Annotated in this window: 13 protein-coding genes; 6 read left to right on the top strand and 7 right to left on the bottom strand. The window is 53.2% G+C overall.

Annotation, left to right across the window (positions count from 1 at the left end; all coding sequences use genetic code 11):
- Window positions 1-60: 60 nt before the first annotated feature.
- Together K7B04_RS17725 and K7B04_RS17720 are read left to right on the top strand one after the other, a co-directional pair.
- The gene (locus K7B04_RS17725; RefSeq protein ID WP_163446391.1) at window positions 61-975 is read left to right on the top strand and encodes a bestrophin family protein; all 915 of its coding nucleotides are present in this window, start codon (window positions 61-63) and stop codon (window positions 973-975) included.
- Between the two features lie 10 nt (window positions 976-985).
- The gene (locus K7B04_RS17720) at window positions 986-1,426 is read left to right on the top strand and encodes a GNAT family N-acetyltransferase (RefSeq protein ID WP_167575803.1); all 441 of its coding nucleotides are present in this window, start codon (window positions 986-988) and stop codon (window positions 1,424-1,426) included.
- 314 nt (window positions 1,427-1,740) lie between these two features.
- On the opposite strand, the gene K7B04_RS17715 is transcribed toward K7B04_RS17720, so the two are convergent.
- Both K7B04_RS17715 and K7B04_RS17710 read right to left on the bottom strand, forming a co-directional pair.
- Window positions 1,741-2,688, bottom strand: coding sequence for a helix-turn-helix domain-containing protein (locus K7B04_RS17715; RefSeq protein ID WP_223802649.1), 948 nt, complete (start codon window positions 2,686-2,688; stop codon window positions 1,741-1,743).
- A 15-nt stretch (window positions 2,689-2,703) separates the two neighbouring features.
- Complete coding sequence (locus K7B04_RS17710; RefSeq protein WP_223802648.1) at window positions 2,704-3,480, bottom strand: MBL fold metallo-hydrolase; 777 nt, start codon at window positions 3,478-3,480, stop codon at window positions 2,704-2,706.
- A 269-nt stretch (window positions 3,481-3,749) separates the two neighbouring features.
- On the opposite strand from K7B04_RS17710, the gene K7B04_RS17705 reads away from it, so the two are divergent.
- Window positions 3,750-4,100, top strand: a complete 351-nt coding sequence (locus tag K7B04_RS17705; protein WP_163446387.1) for a PerC family transcriptional regulator — start codon at window positions 3,750-3,752, stop codon at window positions 4,098-4,100.
- Here the strand turns inward: K7B04_RS17705 and K7B04_RS17700 are convergent.
- The gene (locus K7B04_RS17700; protein ID WP_223802647.1) at window positions 4,097-4,834 is read right to left on the bottom strand and encodes a helix-turn-helix transcriptional regulator; all 738 of its coding nucleotides are present in this window, start codon (window positions 4,832-4,834) and stop codon (window positions 4,097-4,099) included. The two genes, K7B04_RS17705 and K7B04_RS17700, sit on opposite strands and share 4 nt — an antisense overlap.
- 175 nt (window positions 4,835-5,009) lie before the next feature.
- Between K7B04_RS17700 and cfa the strand changes: the two genes are divergently transcribed.
- On the top strand, window positions 5,010-6,164 hold the full coding sequence (gene cfa, locus K7B04_RS17695) for a cyclopropane fatty acyl phospholipid synthase (RefSeq protein WP_167575807.1): 1,155 nt from the start codon (window positions 5,010-5,012) through the stop codon (window positions 6,162-6,164).
- Between the two features lie 49 nt (window positions 6,165-6,213).
- On the opposite strand, the gene K7B04_RS17690 is transcribed toward cfa, so the two are convergent.
- Complete coding sequence (locus tag K7B04_RS17690) at window positions 6,214-7,425, bottom strand: AAA family ATPase (protein WP_223804189.1); 1,212 nt, start codon at window positions 7,423-7,425, stop codon at window positions 6,214-6,216.
- Window positions 7,426-7,752: 327 nt separating this feature from the next.
- Window positions 7,753-9,027, bottom strand: a complete 1,275-nt coding sequence (locus tag K7B04_RS17685) for a glycoside hydrolase family 10 protein (RefSeq protein WP_163446513.1) — start codon at window positions 9,025-9,027, stop codon at window positions 7,753-7,755.
- A gap of 416 nt (window positions 9,028-9,443) precedes the next feature.
- On the opposite strand from K7B04_RS17685, the gene K7B04_RS17680 reads away from it, so the two are divergent.
- Window positions 9,444-12,650 (top strand): molybdopterin cofactor-binding domain-containing protein, encoded by a 3,207-nt coding sequence (locus tag K7B04_RS17680; protein WP_223802646.1) that lies wholly within the window; start codon window positions 9,444-9,446, stop codon window positions 12,648-12,650.
- A 43-nt stretch (window positions 12,651-12,693) separates the two neighbouring features.
- The gene (locus tag K7B04_RS17675; RefSeq protein ID WP_163446383.1) at window positions 12,694-13,152 is read left to right on the top strand and encodes a (2Fe-2S)-binding protein; all 459 of its coding nucleotides are present in this window, start codon (window positions 12,694-12,696) and stop codon (window positions 13,150-13,152) included.
- A gap of 45 nt (window positions 13,153-13,197) precedes the next feature.
- On the opposite strand, the gene fdhF is transcribed toward K7B04_RS17675, so the two are convergent.
- Entirely contained in the window at window positions 13,198-15,351 is a 2,154-nt protein-coding gene (gene fdhF / locus K7B04_RS17670; protein ID WP_223804188.1) for a formate dehydrogenase subunit alpha, read from the bottom strand.
- A 143-nt stretch (window positions 15,352-15,494) separates the two neighbouring features.
- Window positions 15,495-16,967 (bottom strand): nucleobase:cation symporter-2 family protein, encoded by a 1,473-nt coding sequence (locus K7B04_RS17665; protein WP_223802645.1) that lies wholly within the window; start codon window positions 16,965-16,967, stop codon window positions 15,495-15,497.
- Between the last annotated feature and the right edge of the window lie 382 nt (window positions 16,968-17,349).

The raw sequence follows: 17,349 nt of genomic DNA, 5'->3' as shown, positions 1-17,349 counted from the left end.
CTTGAATACATGATGAAGATCACGTTTAATACACAACTTATTAACCTGATTGATATAAAAATGATCGTTCGTCCTCACCAGCACTGGCTGGCTCGCATTTTCGTTTGGCACGGCTCGGTACTGCCAAAAATTTTCTCGCGTTTACTGCTCAACTTTCTGTTGTCGATTGTGGTGATCCTCATTTTGCCGTGGTATTCGTCGCTTGGCGTGAAATTGACCGTCGCGCCGTTCAGTATTCTCGGCGTGGCCATTGCAATCTTTCTGGGTTTTCGCAATAACGCCTGCTATTCACGCTACGTCGAGGCGAGGCAACTATGGGGCCAACTGATGATCGCCTCACGCTCTTTGCTTCGCGAGGTCAAAAATACGCTGCATGACGATCCGCATGTCAGTGAATTTGTAGGTTTGCAGATTGCCTTTGCCCATTGTCTTCGTCTGACTCTACGCCGTCAGCCGACACGTGCCGTGCTGGCAAAGTATCTTAGCGAGCCGCATCTTAACCAGGTGCTGGCCGCACAGTCTCCGGCGAACCGAATTCTGTTGATCATGGGTGAGTGGCTGGCGGAACGTCGTCGGGCGGGTGAGTTGTCGGATATTCTGTTCCACAGTCTGAATATCCGTCTTAACGATATGTCTATCGTGCTGGCGGGCTGCGAGCGTATTGCCAACACGCCGGTACCCTTCGCCTATTCGTTGATTCTTCACCGTACGGTGTATCTGTTCTGCATCATGCTGCCTTTCGCGTTGGTGGTTGATTTGCACTATATGACGCCGTTTGTCTCGGTGCTGATTTCGTATACCTTTATCTCGCTGGATACGTTAGCAGAAGAGCTTGAAGAACCCTTCGGTATGGAAAATAATGACTTACCGCTGGATGCCATCTGCAATGCCATCGAGATCGACCTGCTGCAAATGAACGATGCCACAGAGATACCTGCGCGCCTTACCGTCGATAAGTACTATCAGCTCAGCTAAGAGGTGACACGTGAACGTTGTGAATCGTCCCATTCAGGCAGAAGATAAAGCTCAGTGGTTAGCGCTGTGGAAAGGATATAACGACTTTTATGGCAGCAGCCTTGCTGATGAGATCACCGAGCATACCTGGCAGCGGATACTGAGTCCTGAATCGCCAATTTTTGGCCGGGTTGCCGTGGTGGATGGACGTGTGGCGGCATTCGCGCTCTGTGTTCTGCACGAAGGGACCTGGGTAAGTTCACCCATCTGCTATCTGGAAGACTTGTTCGTTGAGCCGGCGTACCGCGGCCAGGGAATTGCACGCCAGCTGATGCATTTCGTGCTAAATGAGGCCAAAGAGCAGGGGTGGTCACGTTTCTACTGGCATACTCGTATTCATAATCCTGCCCGTAAGCTTTATGATGAATTCATCGCTGCGGATGATTATGTACGATATTGTGTTAGGCTTTAAACCGAATACACAGAATAAATCATTAAGGTTTTCCGTGTTTAATGGTTGCAGTGACATAAGGAGAATCAAAATGGAAAGGCGTATCGAGACTGCCGTTAACATCATTCTGTTCATTTCACTGTTTGCGACTGCCTGGGACCTGTCGCTGGTTCGTTCCTTTAGCTGGTAAGCTAAAGTGAGTAGAGCGAAACCGTCCTTCCGGGCGCGATACCTGTTGCGCCCTTGTACAATGTATGAACATGCCAATAATCAACGGCTTTTAGGCTATTTACCCACAAGGTTGTGCACCGTTTCTGTGGATAACATCGGGCGCTTCATCCCTGAAACGTCTTACGCCACTCGCCGGGACTGACGCCCATTTTTTCACGAAAGGTCTGACGAAACGTGATAGATGACTGAAAGCCCGCACGTTCCGCAACCTGCTCAATGGACAGCTGGCTGCTCTCCAGCAGTCGTTGGCTTCGCCGCAGTCGCTCTGTCGTCACCCATTCCCCAATCGACATCCCCATGGCCTTCTGGAAATGGCGGGTCAAGGAGCGACGACTCATTGCCGCGCGTTCGGCCAGCAGATCAATACTGAGCGGTGTCTCGAGATTCTGCTGTAAGAAATCCAGCAGATTATTGATGCGTTTATCGTAGCTCCGTTGCGGCAGCGCTTGCTCAATGTACTGCGTCTGGCCGCCTTCCCGATGGGGCGGCGTGACCATCCGTCGGGCTATCTGGTTGGCTACTTTTGTGCCAAAACGCTGACGGATAACGTACAGACAGCAGTCCAGCGCCGCGGCGGTACCGGCGGAGGTGATAAGACCGTCATCGTCCGTATAAAGCACGTTGACGTCGAGCCGCACGTCGGGAAATAAACGCAGAAACGCGTTTTCAAACTCCCAGTGGGTCACGGCGCGATGATGGTCCAGTAACCCCGCATAAGCCAATGCGAAGGTGCCGAGGCACAGACCGACCAGCGTAGCGCCATTTTGACGCGCGGCGACCAGTGCAGCGAGCAGCGCGGGTGAGGGTTTTTCATCCACATCCCGCCAGTAGGGAACAATGACAATCTCGCATTGCGCAAGGGTAGAAAAATCAGCATCAGCGATGACCGCCGTGCCCTCCTTAGACCAGACCATTCCAGGCGTTTCTGCGCAAATATAGCGAGTGAAACGCTTTTCGCTGCTGACACTATCGCCAAACAGAATCAGCGGAACCGAAAAATGAAATGTGCTGAAGCCTTCGCTGGCGACGATAGCAACCGAGGTGGTGGTCATAGCGTTTTTCTCTTGTTAATAGGTGACAGTGTCACCATCAGCCGGGGCGCTGACAACGGTTTCAATCTGATTATCGCGCGCATAGTCCAGCAAGGCGCTGCGCGTAACAAGACAGTGATTGAGTGCCTCCATATGGGTGGCGACGATCTGCGCTTGCGGTAACAGGCTGTGGGCTTTGAGGACATCTTCCATTCCGAAGATGATGGGGCCAAAACCCAGCAGGTGTGCCCAACCGGTATTCATGATAAGCACATCGGGCTGATACTGGCGCAGGTTCTCTTCAATACCTTTGGTCCAGATTGAATCTCCGATCAGATAGAGCGTTTTTTCATCAGGATGCTGGAATACCACACCGCAGGCTTCCCCCAAACGCTGAGCCAGCTCAGGAATCGCATAGGCGGCGTCAGAACCATGTTGACCGTGGGTTTTGGTCAACATGATATCGCCATAGCGGCTGGTGTCGGAAAGCTGGCGTAATTGGGTAAACCCCTGAGCGCGGAGCATGGCCTCGTCGCTGGCATTCTGCACATAAATCAGCATAGATTTCGGAATCAAAGCCGCCGCAGCGTCGTCCCAATGGTCGGGATGGGTATGTGTCACGATGATGGCGTCCACATCCAGCAGGCGCTCGATGGGGACTGGCAATTCAACCATCGGGTTACGAAGGTGAGCGCGTGCGCTGCCTGCAAAGCCAGGATAGGCGTCTTTTGCCGCCAGCATTGGGTCAATAAGGAAACGTTTACCCGCATAAGCGATCAACTGAGTCGCATTGCGTATTTGCATGATGTCCATCGTCAAAATCCTGTGTTGGGGTCACTGAAGACAGTATGCGGCAGCGGCAAAATCTCGCCATTGGCTGAAAGCCAGTTTTCGATGAAATTGGGCCAATTTTCTACTGTCTGGTACCGCAACGATGCCATTCAGGCATGGAAAGTATGAAAAATCAGTATGTAAAAAGAGCAGGTTGTCCGTAGACAGTACGGGGAATTTGTATTTATCATACAAATGAAGTCAGCCATAGCGCATACGCGTACTGTCCATTCATTACTGGGTCTTTGATTATGTCCGCAGAAGTTAATGCACTCATTGTGCTCGCCCAACTTAACGAAACGAAAGGTTTTTACCGCCGTGCTCTACGTATCTGGCGGGAAGTCTCTACACATTTTGACGCTGATAAAACCCAGTGCCGACTGGCAGCGGAAAAAATAGATCTCTGCAGTTTACATTTGCAAATAAAATCACCTGCTGTAGCGCTCACAGGAAACGAAAAGAAGCAAAATATTGAGCGCGATAAAATAAGAATTCAGCAGTTGCTACAGCAAGGATATAGCATTAAAGAAGTCCAGCTGCTCACCGGAAGATCGAGTGCGTTTATCTATAAATATAATCCCAGAAGCAAACCTATCCATTAATAACTGGAAGGAGGAACGCCCAAAGCCTGGCGGAAAGCATAACTAAATGCAGCCGTGCTCGAATAACCCACCTCTAACGCTACGGCGGTGACATTTTTGTTTTTCTTCAGCAGCATGACCGACTCCAGAATACGCATTTTCTGTTTCCACGCGCTAAAAGGTAGACCGGTCTCTTTTTTAAAATGACGGGAAAAAGTACGGGCCGACATGCCCAGATGATCGGCCCAATATTCCATTGAATGTTCCAGTCCTGGTGATTCCTGAATCGTTCTGCATACCTTTATCAGAGCATCATCATGCGGCCACGGTAACATCAACTCCACCTCCGGAAGCTGCAAAAGAACATCCAGCAGCACGCTCACCAGTTGACCCTCTTTACCGGAAATGTCATAGCGTTCTGGCGTGTTTGTGGTGGCATAATGAATGAATTCGCGGGCAAAATCGCTGATTGCCACCATTTTACACTCGTTGATCGGCTCGGGTAAAAATGCCGGTTCAACATCCACGCTCTCCAGGTACACATCATCCAGCGCCCATACCGCATGCGTGATGTTGTGTGGGATCCAGATTCCATAATGCGCAGGAATCACCCAACATTTTCCCGCCACGTCGATGCGCATACTACCGGTACGGGCAAAATGGAATTGGGTGAAGACATGGCTGTGGTCGGCAACATGATTATTGGCTTCAAGCACATATGAGCGAAAATAAACCGACTGCGGCAGCTCTTTCATCGAATCATCCTGCGATGAAAACCACTTCTTAGGCTGTATGCTGGAAAAAGGGGGGCGCTTGTCGACCATAATGGCGTCTACTCGATAAATAATGTCCTGACATCATAATACATACCATCGTGTTATCAATGATAATCTCACGCAGAATAAAATGACTTGATGACGGATTAGGATTATGGCGACGGTTTGCTCTGACGTAATAAATGTTGAAGAATTGAATGATAATTGGTCGCGAATGGCTAAAGAACTGCTTCAGCAGGCGGATATTAAGATTAACGGTTCGCGCCCCTGGGATATTCAGGTTCATCATGCTGATTTTTTTAAGCGTGTTTTTCAGCAAGGTTCTCTCGGTTTTGGCGAAAGTTATATGGATGGTTGGTGGGATTGCGACCGACTGGATGTGTTGTTCTATAAAATTCTCAAAGGCAAACTGGATAAACAGATGCCGGGAAACCTGAAAGATATTCTGCGCATTGCCGGTGCACGATTATTTAATCTCCAGACGCGTCGACGTTCCTGGATTGTTGGCAAAGAACACTACGATATTGGCAACGATCTCTTCGCCCGCATGCTTGATCCCCACATGCAATACTCCTGCGCTTACTGGCGAGAAGCGGAGACGCTTGAGCAGGCGCAAAATGCCAAGCTGAAGATGATTTGTGAAAAATTACAGCTCAAGCCAGGTATGCGTCTGCTGGATATTGGCTGCGGCTGGGGAGGGCTGGCAGCCTACGCCGCGCAACACTATGGCGTTAGCGTTGATGGCGTGACCATCTCGCAAGAGCAGCAGAAAATGGCCCAGCAGCGCGGTGAAGGTTTAGACGTCACGATTCTGCTTCAGGATTATCGCGACCTGGATAGAACGTACGATCGCATTGTGTCTGTGGGGATGTTCGAGCACGTCGGGCCGAAAAACTATGACACCTACTTTAGCGTAGTTGACCGCTGCCTGAAGAAAGAGGGGCTGTTTTTGTTGCATACCATTGGCAGCAATGAAAGTGGTGTAAACGTCGACCCGTGGATCAACAAGTACATTTTCCCGAACGGGTGTTTGCCTTCGATTCGTCAGATCGCCAGCGTGAGCGAAAAACGGCTGATCATGGAGGACTGGCACAACTTTGGCAGTGATTACGACAAAACCTTGATGGCATGGCATCAACGTTTTAACGACGCCTGGCCCGAACTGGCCCTACGTTATACGCCGCGTTTCCGTCGGATGTTTAATTACTACCTGTGTGCCTGTGCCGGCGCATTTCGCGCCCGCGATATTGAACTCTGGCAGGTGCTGTTTAGCCGGGGAAAGGAAGGCGGGATGTACGTTTATCGTTAATGCGTGAGGGTGGCATAGGCCACTATGCCACCCTTGAGTCAGCTTGTTTTCAGAACATCCCGTAAAGCAGCGCGGATACTGTCAGAATGCCGCTGATCATCACCATGATTGAGACCACACCGCGCATCGGTTTCAGCGCAGCCCGGGTGAAGATTAACCAGGTTGGAATAATAAACAGGAAAATGGCAATTAACGGGCCACAAAGTGTTTCGATCATATTAATGACATCCGGGTTAATATAAACCACCACCGATGTGACGATAAACATTAAGACCGAAATCATTAATTTAATCTGCTTAATATGGCTGGTCCGTTTAATACCCAACAGGTCCGTTGCCAATACGTTAAATGTTTCGGCCACCGGCATTGAAATACCTAAAAATGATTTGGTCATTCCCAGAATCGCAATCAGCGGTGCCAGATAGATCATCACATTCATACCGTCATTACCGCCGATAACCGACAGCACGTTGAGGTTTTGCGCTTTGGCCATTTCAAAGGTTTCGCGCGGGGTGCTCAAAATGCAGCTCAGTACGAAGAAAATAATGCTGAAGAATATCAGACCATAGGCGCGACGAATCACGCGAACGGATTGGGTTTCCCCACCGTTGCCCGGTTCGCGATACCAGGAGGCCAACGCGGGAATCAGCGGCGCGGAGCAGAGTGAAAAGGCGATCAGCGGCAGCGTCAGCCACAAATCTTTCAGTGAATTACCAACCGAGGTGGCGTGAGTCAACTGCCAGGCGTGGGTGATGTTGCTGATATCCCATGCCGGGATTTGCGAAGCGGCCACCACAATGATGGCGATGGCGAACGGTAACGCCAGTGCGCTCATAGTACTGACGACTTTATCGCGGCCTTTACTCAGCACGAGATGCAAAATCGCAAGCACGACCAGCATCAGAGAGGCGCGGTTGAAGCCGGCGAAATGCAGACGTTCGTTAAGGAAATGGCTGAGGGCATTAATGAGCGAAACGGCGTACACCAACGTCACAGGATAGTGCGCGACGCAGAAAAACAGCTTCATTGCCTGGCGGCCTTTGGCGCCGAAGAAAGAGCCGAAGAGCGGCAGCGTGCGGTCGTTTTGCGTTTGCCCGGCATTATCGCGCATAAAAACGCGGCAAATCAGCACGTGCGGTACTAACGATAGCGGGAAACCGAGTAGAAGCAGGAGAATAAAGACGAGCGGACCGCGCGTGCCGATTTCTACCGGCAGGAAAAGCGTGCCTGCTCCGACGGTAGCGCCATACACACCCATCATCCAGATGGTGTCCTTTTTCGTCCATTGAGGACGAGATATTACGGTGTCTTTAGTCATAGTACTCATATATATCGAGAATAACGCGAACGTTAATGGGCGAATTATTGGGTATCCAAACGGGAAAGAAATGTAGAGGGATGAGGTCGTTGTTATTATTTATTCATTGTGCTTGTTTTCGATACTACGGGTACCGCCGCAGCGGCTGCAAGCTTTTTTTCTTATTATTGGTGAGATAAAAAGATATTACTGATTATAATTCACACCGATGTAACTTATCTCGATTTTTATTAAAGGAATCAGCCAGTAGTGGCTGATTCCTTGTGGTTATTATTTCCCCCAGCGGCTTCTTAAATAATCAACGGCCTGCTGCGTTTGCGGTTGTTCCAGATAAGCTTCGCGGAACAGAATCGTTCCATTGATGTTGGCGGCCGACTCATTCAGGTCAATCTGCTTTTTCAGCTCCGGCACACCGCCTTCGATGCTCCAGTCCGGCTCATTCTTCGAGGGTTCGCCCACTTTATACAGCGCGATGCCAATATAAAGGCGCGTGTTGGTCGGTTTAACCACGTCAGCCCACCATTTGGCCAGCACGTCGTAACGCGCCGCATCACGGGCAAACGGCCAGTAAATCTGCGGGGCGATATAATCGAGCAAACCCTGCTGCACCCACTGACGGGTATCGGCATAGGATTCATCGTAGGCTGCTGCACCGCGAGTCTCCGATCCCGCCGGATCGTGCGAACGGTTACGCCATACGCCGGCAGGACTCACGCCAAACTCGACATTCGGCTTCAACTGCTTAATGGTGCGGGAGACCTGGGCGATCAATTCCTGCGTATTGTGTCGACGCCAGTCCGCTTTCGAGGCAAACCCCTGACCGTAGCGGCGGAAGGTCACGGTGTCGTTCAGCGAAGAACCGGCGGTTTCGGTATAGAAATAATCATCAAACTGCACGCCATCGATGTCATAGCGCGATACCACCTCGGCAACGATGCTGGTGATCCAATCACGCGCTTCCGGAATACCGGGGTCGAGGACAAAACGGTCACTGGCCGTGCGAATCCAGTCACGATGTAACACAAACACGCTCGGAGGCGTCATCGACAGGGTGTTATTGAGCGCGGTGACGGTTGAGGGTTTGGTATTGGTCGAAACCCGATACGGGTTAAACCAGGCATGGACTTTCATGCCGCGTTTGTGCGCTTCATCGAGCATAAACTGCAGCGGATCGTAGCCAGGATATTCGCCAATATTGCCGGTCATCACATCAGACCAGGGCAGAATGTCCGATTTCCATAGCGCCGTTGCGTCCGGTTTTACCTGGAAAAAAACGGTATTGATGCCGAGACTTTTCAGCTTATCGAGTTTTGCCCGCAGCGCGGCTTGCTGTTGTTCGACGCGCAGGGTGGCGTCAGGCGCATTGATGGAGCTTATCGGCGGCCAGTCAAGACGTGACACCGTGGTTAGCCAGACGCCGCGCATCGGTTCGTTGCTCTGCTGTGAACTGCCCGGTTTCACGGTAGAGGAGGGCGTCGTCGATTGTTTCGAATCGCAGCTAACCAGTAAAAATGCGGCAACGATCAGCGCGCTGGCCTTTTTCAGGGTGGAGAGGCGGGAAAAACGAAAAGAGCTGGAAGTCATAGGTGCCGTTATTCGGGTTGTCACGAGTGGGGAACATTTTCGTACTATTTGCGGCGAAGTCAATCGCTTAGCCAGCAGGGAGCGTTACCTTTACTGACCCTTGACAGTGAATGTTCGGTTAATACGCGCTAAGCCATTATTATTTTGATAAAAACCGATTATTACTTTGATAATTCACCGACAGCACGACACGAATTCTCTGCCCACTCCTCGTTCGACAGGCCGATTTCTCCCTGTGATTGACCATTAACGCGGGCGCAATCACAAAAACGAACCCTAACAGCCACCTCGTTGATCTCTGGCATAAATCTTGGATTTGTACGTAGCGATGGGCTTTTCCCGTAACTACTTACAGGATTGATAATAAGGGGAGCGTTATGTGTGCTTTGCGTTCAGCGTCGCCAGGACGCGTGGATGGATTGGCGAAAGTCAAAGGAACCGCCCTATACGGCGATGATATTACGTTGCCGGATATGCTCTACGGCGTCTGCCGCTATGCGGATATCCCGGCGGGCAAAATCGAAGAACTGGATCTCAGCGACGCGCTGGCGGTAGAGGGTGTGGTCAGGATTGCCACCTGGCAGGATATTCCCGGCACGCCGGTGGTCGGCGTTATCGTTAAAGATTACCTGCCAATCGTCAAAGATGAGGTGGTCTTTCACGGCGACGTGATCGCCGTCGTCGCCGCAACCACCTATGAGGCGGCATGCGAAGCGGCTGACAAAATTCACGTGCGCTACACGCCGTATGCGCCGCTAACCGACGTGGAATCCGCGCTGGCGCCGGATGCACGGCGAATTCACCCGGAGCGCGACGACAATATTGCCGCGCATCACCACACGTTGAAAGGCGATATCGAAAAGGGATTTGCCGATTCCCGGCATATCCTTGAACGCGAATATGAGGTGGGCTTCCAGGAACACGCCTACATTGAGCCGGAAGTGGTACTGACCTGGCTTGATCCTACCGATGGCAGCCTGATTATTTCCGGCTCCATTCAGAACCCGCACCGCGTGCGCGGCTTTGTGGCCAAATTTATGGGCTGCCCGCAGAGCCAGATTAACGTCAAGCGCGCGGTGATGGGCGGTTCGTTTGGCGGTAAAGATGATGTGATTGATCATCTTGCCTGCCGCTCCGCGCTGCTGACACGGTTGACCGGAAAACCAATCAAGTTCGCCTATACCCGTGAACAGTCCATTATTGAAAGCTGCAAGCGCCACCCGTACAAAATGAAATACAAAGTCGGCTTTAGCGACGCCGGACGTATCCAGGCGATGAAAGTCGATATTCTCGCCGACAGCGGGGGCTATGCCGCGTCATCACCGTTTGTGACCTGGCGTTCTTCCGTACAGGCGGCAGGTCCTTACGCCATTCCTAATGTGCATATTGATGTGAAAGCGATATACACCAACAACAGTTATACCTCGGCGATGCGCGGTTTTGGTTCCCCGCAGGTGGTTTATGCGAATGAATCGTTGATGGATGAAATTGCCGAGTATCTGAATATTTCCCCGGTTGAAATACGTGAAATCAACGCATTACGTCAAGGCGATACGTCCGTCACTGGCCAGGTTTTCGATCAGCATACGGTGTCGGCACTCGAGGTGCTGAAAAAGGCCGCCGCCTCGGCGGAGTTTATGGCCAAGCGTAAGCATTACCATGTGCTGAACGAACAGGGTGGCGTATATCGCTACGGCATTGGGTTAGCGCTCAGCTACCGCGGCTGCTCCATTGGTGCGGAAGGTGTCGATACCTCAACGGCGTTGATTCAGGTGAACGAGGACGGCAGCGTCAACCTCTCCACGTCGGTGTCGGAAAACGGTCAGGGGCTACAGACCACCATGTCGCTAATCGCCGCTGAAGCTTTCGGGATCGCGATGGCCGACATTCACTTCAGTGAACCGCCCACCTCGGTGATCGGCGACGGGGGCTCAACGGCGGCCACGCGCGGGACGATGGTTGGCGGCGGGGCGATTCTGGACGCGGCAGAGAAAATTAAGCGCCGTATTCTGAGCGTCGTGGGTGAGACCATCGGCGCGACGCGACTTGAAGATACCCGCTGGCAGGACGGTTTTATCATCAATAAACAAGATGATAGCCAACGTATCGCGTTTAAAGATGCGGTTAATAAAACTAAATGGGCCAGCGTCAGCCTGACGGAATACGGTTGGTTTGTGCCGCCGCCGATCCACTGGGATGAAGAAAAAGGCTGTGGCAGCCCGTACTTCACCTGGGTATATGGTTGCCAGGTGGCGGAAGTGCGGGTGAACATCAGCACGGGTAAGACCGACCTGCTGCACGTCACCGCCGCGCATGATGTCGGTCAGGTGCTCAATCCCGTCGGTTTTGAAGGGCAGGTATGCGGCGGCGTGGCGCAGGGCTTCGGCTACGCACTACTGGAAGATTTCAATATTGAGCACGGCCAGGTGAAGTCGGAGAACTTTGATAGCTACCTGCTGCCAACGATCAAGGACATTCCCGCCATTACGGTGATCGGGGTGGAAAACCCGGATAAAGCAGGCCCGCTTGGGGCAAAAGGTATCGGCGAACCGGCGACTGAACTGGCGGCCGCCGCCATCAATAACGCCGTAAGTTTTGCGCTAGGCACGCGTTTTAATAAGCTGCCGCTGACGCTGGAACAGGTGATTCTTGGCTATAACCTGAAAAAACCGGCACGGCAAAGTGAACTGATGATTGAACAGGAGAACAAAAAGCAGGTGCTGCGGCTGACAGACGTTACGGTGACGCGCCCGAAGACGCTGGATGAAGCCCTGGCGCTGCTTGAAAGTGACGGTGTCACGGTCATCGCAGGGGGGACCGATGTGATCGTTCAGGGGCGTCTGCAAACCAAATCGGTGAAGCTGGTTGATATCTCTCGTCTCAGCGAACTGACTCAGGTGACGGAAGACCCGCAAAGCCACGAAGTGTCGATTGGCGCCGCGGTCACCTTTAACCGTATTACCGACCACCCTCTGCTGCGCGAACGTTACCCGCTGCTGGTGCAGGCCTGTCATACCGTCGGCTCACACCAGATTCGTAACCGCGCCACCATCGGCGGCAATATCGTCAACGCGGCGCCATGTGGTGACTCCATCCCGCCGTCGATTCTCTACGACGCCAGCGTTGAACTGCGTTCCCATGCTGCCACACGGCGTATGTCACTGGCCGAGTTCCTGCTCTCTGGCTACAAAACGCAACGCCAGCCAGATGAACTGCTGACGCGCGTGATCCTTCCGCCGCCGGCGCACCCAAAAGCGAAGGGGTTCTACCATCAGCTTGGACGACGTAATGCACTGAACATTACCCGCCAGAGCTTAACCGCGCTGCTGGAATTCACCGCTGACGGTACCGTGAGCTACTGCCGTCTGGTCGACGGCGCGTTATTCAGCAAACCGCAGCGTCTGCTCGATGTCGAGCGCTGCCTGGTGGGGCAGCGTATCACGCCGCAAACCGTTGATAGCGCCTGCGAGGTGCTGGACAAGCTGATTTATGCCGCGATCGGCAAACGCTGGTCTGCCGCCTATAAGCAGCCGGTTTTTGTCAGCATGTTCCGCGACATGATGACGCAGGCATCCGCTCAATAATCAATGAAAGCAGGGCGCCCGGCGCCCTGTCGAGGACAACGAGATGAGTATCATTAAAGTGAAGGTCAACGGCAAACTGGTGGAAGCTAAGGTCGAAGGCAATATGCGTCTGCTGGATTTGGTTCGCAACACCCTGAAGCTAACCGCGACAAAAGAAGGCTGCTCTATTGGTGAATGCGGTGCCTGTACGGTGATGATGGACGGCAAAGCGGTCTGTTCCTGTCTGGTGCTGGCAGAACAGTGCGATGAGGCGGAAATCACCACCCTGGAAGGGTTAAACGACAACCCCATTACGCAAAAATTGCAGAATGCTTTTGTTGAGAAAGGCGGCGTTCAGTGCGGATTCTGTACGCCGGGCGTGCTGGTCAGCACGACCGCGCTGCTGCAAGAGGTGCCGCAGCCGAGTGATGAACAACTGAAGGATGTACTGGAAGGTAATATCTGTCGCTGTACCGGCTACCAGCCGATTCTTGATTCAATTCACCACGCCTTAAAGTCATAACGCGGTGATGGCGCCCCGGGGAGGTTGAAACCTCCCCAACGCCGATTACGCATGACTCTCGCTGCATTCCCGTAGTTGTGCTTTGAGCTTCGCATACTCTTCTATGACATAGCGTTCCGCTGCCGCCTGATCGGCAATCGCCTCTACCCGCACCGCACAATACTTGTACTCCGGCGTTTTGGTGACTGGGCTAAGATTTTCCGTGACCAGCTCGTTACAGGCGCCGACCCACCACTGGTAGGTCATGTAAATCGCCCCTTTATTGGGCCTTTCGCTGACTTTGGCCCGGGTAATAATTCGCCCTTTACGTGAGTTCACCCACACCAGCGATTCATCGGCAATACCTAAACGCGCTGCGTCGGCGGTATTGATCTGCGCATAACCCGGTTCGTCGGCCAGCGTCGAGAGCGCTGAACAGTTGCCGGTCATCGAACGGCAGGAGTAGTGGCCTACCTCGCGTACCGTCGAGAGCACCATGGGAAATTCTTCCGTTAATTTATCGATTGGCGCTACCCAATCACAGGTGAAGAATTTCGCCAGCCCGTTTGCCGTGGAGAAGCGATCGGCAAACAGCCATGAGGTTCCCTTATCCGCCGGTGATTCATCCCGACATGGCCACTGTACGTACCCGAGCTCACCCATTTTCTCATAGGTGGCGCCGAAGAAATCCGGACACAAGTGCCGCAATTCATCCCAGATTTCCTGAGTGTTACGGTAGTGCATCGGATAGCCCATGCGGGTGGCGATTTCGCTAATAATTTGCCAGTCGGTTTTCAGATCCCACTGCGGCTCCACCGCTTTAAAGAAGCGCTGGAAGCCCCGGTCTGCGGCAGTATAAACCCCTTCATGCTCGCCCCACGACGTCGAGGGGAGGATGACGTCGGCCGCCGCAGCGGTTTTGGTCATGAAAATGTCCTGCACAATCACCAGCTCCAGCGTCGCAAACGCCTTACGCACCGCCGACAGCTCGGCGTCGGTTTGTAACGGATCTTCACCCATAATGTACGCAGCACGGACTTCCCCGTTCGCTGCCCGATGCGGTAGTTCGCTGATACGATAGCCAGTATGAGCCGGCAGGCTTTCGACGCCCCAGGCTTTGGCGAACTTCTCGCGGTTTTCGGCAACGTTAACGAACTGATAGCCCGGATAGGTATCCGGCAGGGCGCCCATATCACAGGCCCCCTGAACGTTATTTTGCCCGCGAACCGGGTTGACGCCGACGCTCGCTTTGCCAAGATTGCCGGTCAGAATCGCCAGGCTGGTCAGAGCGCGCACCGTTTCTACCCCCTGGTAGAACTGGGTGACGCCCATGCCCCAAAGAATCGTGGCCGTCGTGGCGCGGGCATACAGTCGGGCGCACGCGCGAATGTCCTGCGCGCTGACGCCGGTAATCTCTTCAACCGACTCCGGCGGATAGCCTTCGACGATTTTACGGTACTCTTCAAAGCCCTCAGAACGCTGGGCAACGAAAGATTTGTCGTAGAGATCCTCCGCAATAATGACGTGGCCGATAGCGTTTAACAGCGCGATATTCGAACCATTTTTTAGCGCCAGATGCATATCGGCAATCCGGGCGGTTTCTATACGCCGTGGATCACAGACAATAATTTTGGCGCCATTTCGCTTCGCATTAAGCACATGATTGGCGACGATAGGGTGAGAATCTGCCGGATTGTAGCCGAAGATAAACACCAGCTCACTGTTATCAATTTCGGTGATGGCATTGCTCATTGCGCCGTTACCGACCGATTGGTGCAGACCTGCAACCGAAGGGCCGTGTCAGACGCGCGCGCAGCAGTCAACGTTATTGGTGCCGATGACCGCGCGGGCGAACTTTTGCATCACATAGTTAGTTTCGTTGCCGGTACCCCGCGAAGAACCGGTGGTTTGAATGGCGTCGGGGCCATATTTTGCTTTGATCTCGCTAAGCCGCGCGGCGACGTAATCCAGCGCCTCGTTCCACGAAACGGCTTCCAGTTTGCCGCCACGCTGGCGACGGATCATTGGCGTTTGCAGCCGTGGCGTCAGAATGCGGGTATCGTGGACAAAATCCCAGCCGTAGTAGCCTTTCAGACACAGCGTCCCCTGGTTATTTTTGCCCATCGCCGCTTCTGCGCGCACGATCCGCCCGTCCTCAACCACCAGCTGCAGCTTGCAGCCAGCGGCACAGTAAGGGCAGACGGTGGTCACTTTCTTCATCATGACTCTCCAGATAATGGTAAAACGCTAAAACAGCAGCCCAAAATCAAAACGGCTGCTCACCCCAAAGGCAATGGCCTGCTGGACGGCGGGGATCGTCATTAACGCCAGCGCCAGCAGCGCCAGTATGAGTCGGTTGTGCATTATTCCCCCGCGCTGTGTTGTGGTTGTTGACCTTTCTGCACTTTGCGCAGCAGCAGCCACATACGGACGGTGCGCACCGCCATATTTCGCGCCGCAGCGCTCGGCGGCAGCGGATCGGGTTCCGGTACATCGTGAGAAATACGCAACGGCACGCTGCCGTTGAGCGTCAGGTTGGCAACGATGGCCGTGAGCGTCCCGATGGTGATACCACTGTGCAGGAAAAGCTGCATCATGGGGGGGAACTGGGTGAACAGGTTGGGCACCAGCACCGGCATCATGCCGAGACCGAGGGTCAGTGCGACCACCATCCCATTGTTATTGTTACGGTAGTTGACCTGTCCCAGGGTACGAATACCGGAGACGGCGACCATGCCAAACATGACGATCCCGGCACCGCCGAGGATCGGTTTGGGGATCAGCACCACCAGCGCGGCCATTTTCGAGAACACGCCCATCAAAATGAGAATCGCCCCTGAGGCCGAGACGACAAAGCGGCTGCGAACACCGGTCAGGCCGATTAACCCGACGTTCTGCGCAAAGGCAGCATAGGGGAAGAGGTTGAAGAATCCGCAGATGGTGGTGGCCAGCCCGCAGGTGTTCAGACCGTTGCGCAGCATGGTGGCATCCACTTTCTTACCGACAATATCGCCGGTGGCCATAATTGAGGACATGGTCTCCACCATCACCACCACCATTACCATAGAGAGCAGGGCGACGGGCACGATATGAAACTCCGGGCGGGCAAACTGCATCACCGACGGCAGGTGCAGCCACGGGGTAGCGTTCACGAGGTGAAAGTCGAGCGGCTTGAAGAAGCTCCAGAGAATAGTGCCAATAATCAGCCCAATGAGTACGGCGGTGTTTTTGACTACTCCGGTAGCAAAGGTATACAGATTAAGGATAATAACCAGCGTGATCGCGGCCATCAGCAGCGAAAACAGGTCGCCAAATCCTTCCATTTCACTGCTTCCGCCGCCGATCCACCCGCCGGCCACCGGCATGATCGACAGACCAATCAACGTCACGATACCGCCCATCACCACCTTGGGAAAGAAGCGAATCAGACGGCTAATCCACGGCGCGCAGCAGAGGATAAATATCCCCGAAACAATCACCGAACCGGAAATGGTGCCGATGCCGTATTCTTTGCCGATCAGCACCATCGGGATGAGCGCGGCGAAGGTACAGCCCTGAATCAGCGGCAAACGGCAGCCGAGCCAGGGGCGAATCCCCATCGACTGAACAATGGTGGCCGCGCCGCAGATAAATAGATCGGCGCTGATCAGTAAAATAATGTGCTCGGCGGGCAAGCCAACCGCGCTGCCCACCACCAGGGGAACGGCTACCGCACCTGCGTACATCACCAGCACGTGCTGCAGTCCGTAGAGAATCATTTGCATAATCGGCAAAACCTCATCGACCGGCGCGGTTGATGCCGTCGGGCGTGAGGCAGGAATGGCTGAATCTTTCATGAAGTGGTTATCTCCTGTACGACTTTCGCCCCAGCGAGAGCGGAAGTTACGATTCGAAGGCAGTTATCGCCTCCCTGAACTGATGTTGTCATCAGCATGTTGCGCGCACGGCGATATCTATGCGTAAGCTGTGCCAGAATTAACCGTTATCGGAAGCAAATAATATTTTTGTGAATGGAATCACGACTTGCCGGATATTATTCCGGGGTGACAACGCGGAATGAAAGGGCGGTAAAATACCGGCTATCACTATGAGAGTATTTATCTCTCATTTTGGTAGGGGCGAAGAGAACGACGTCTGGAATGGCTAAATGAGATTAATTATTAATGCCATGATTTTATGAGCATTATTTTATATATGACCGGTTTATTTGACCTGTAT

Source organism: Kluyvera sp. CRP (assembly GCF_019930565.1).
Lineage (GTDB): Bacteria > Pseudomonadota > Gammaproteobacteria > Enterobacterales > Enterobacteriaceae > Kluyvera > Kluyvera georgiana_A.
Note: the sequence above shows the minus strand (reverse complement) of the source record. Positions and strands in the feature narration are given on the sequence as shown.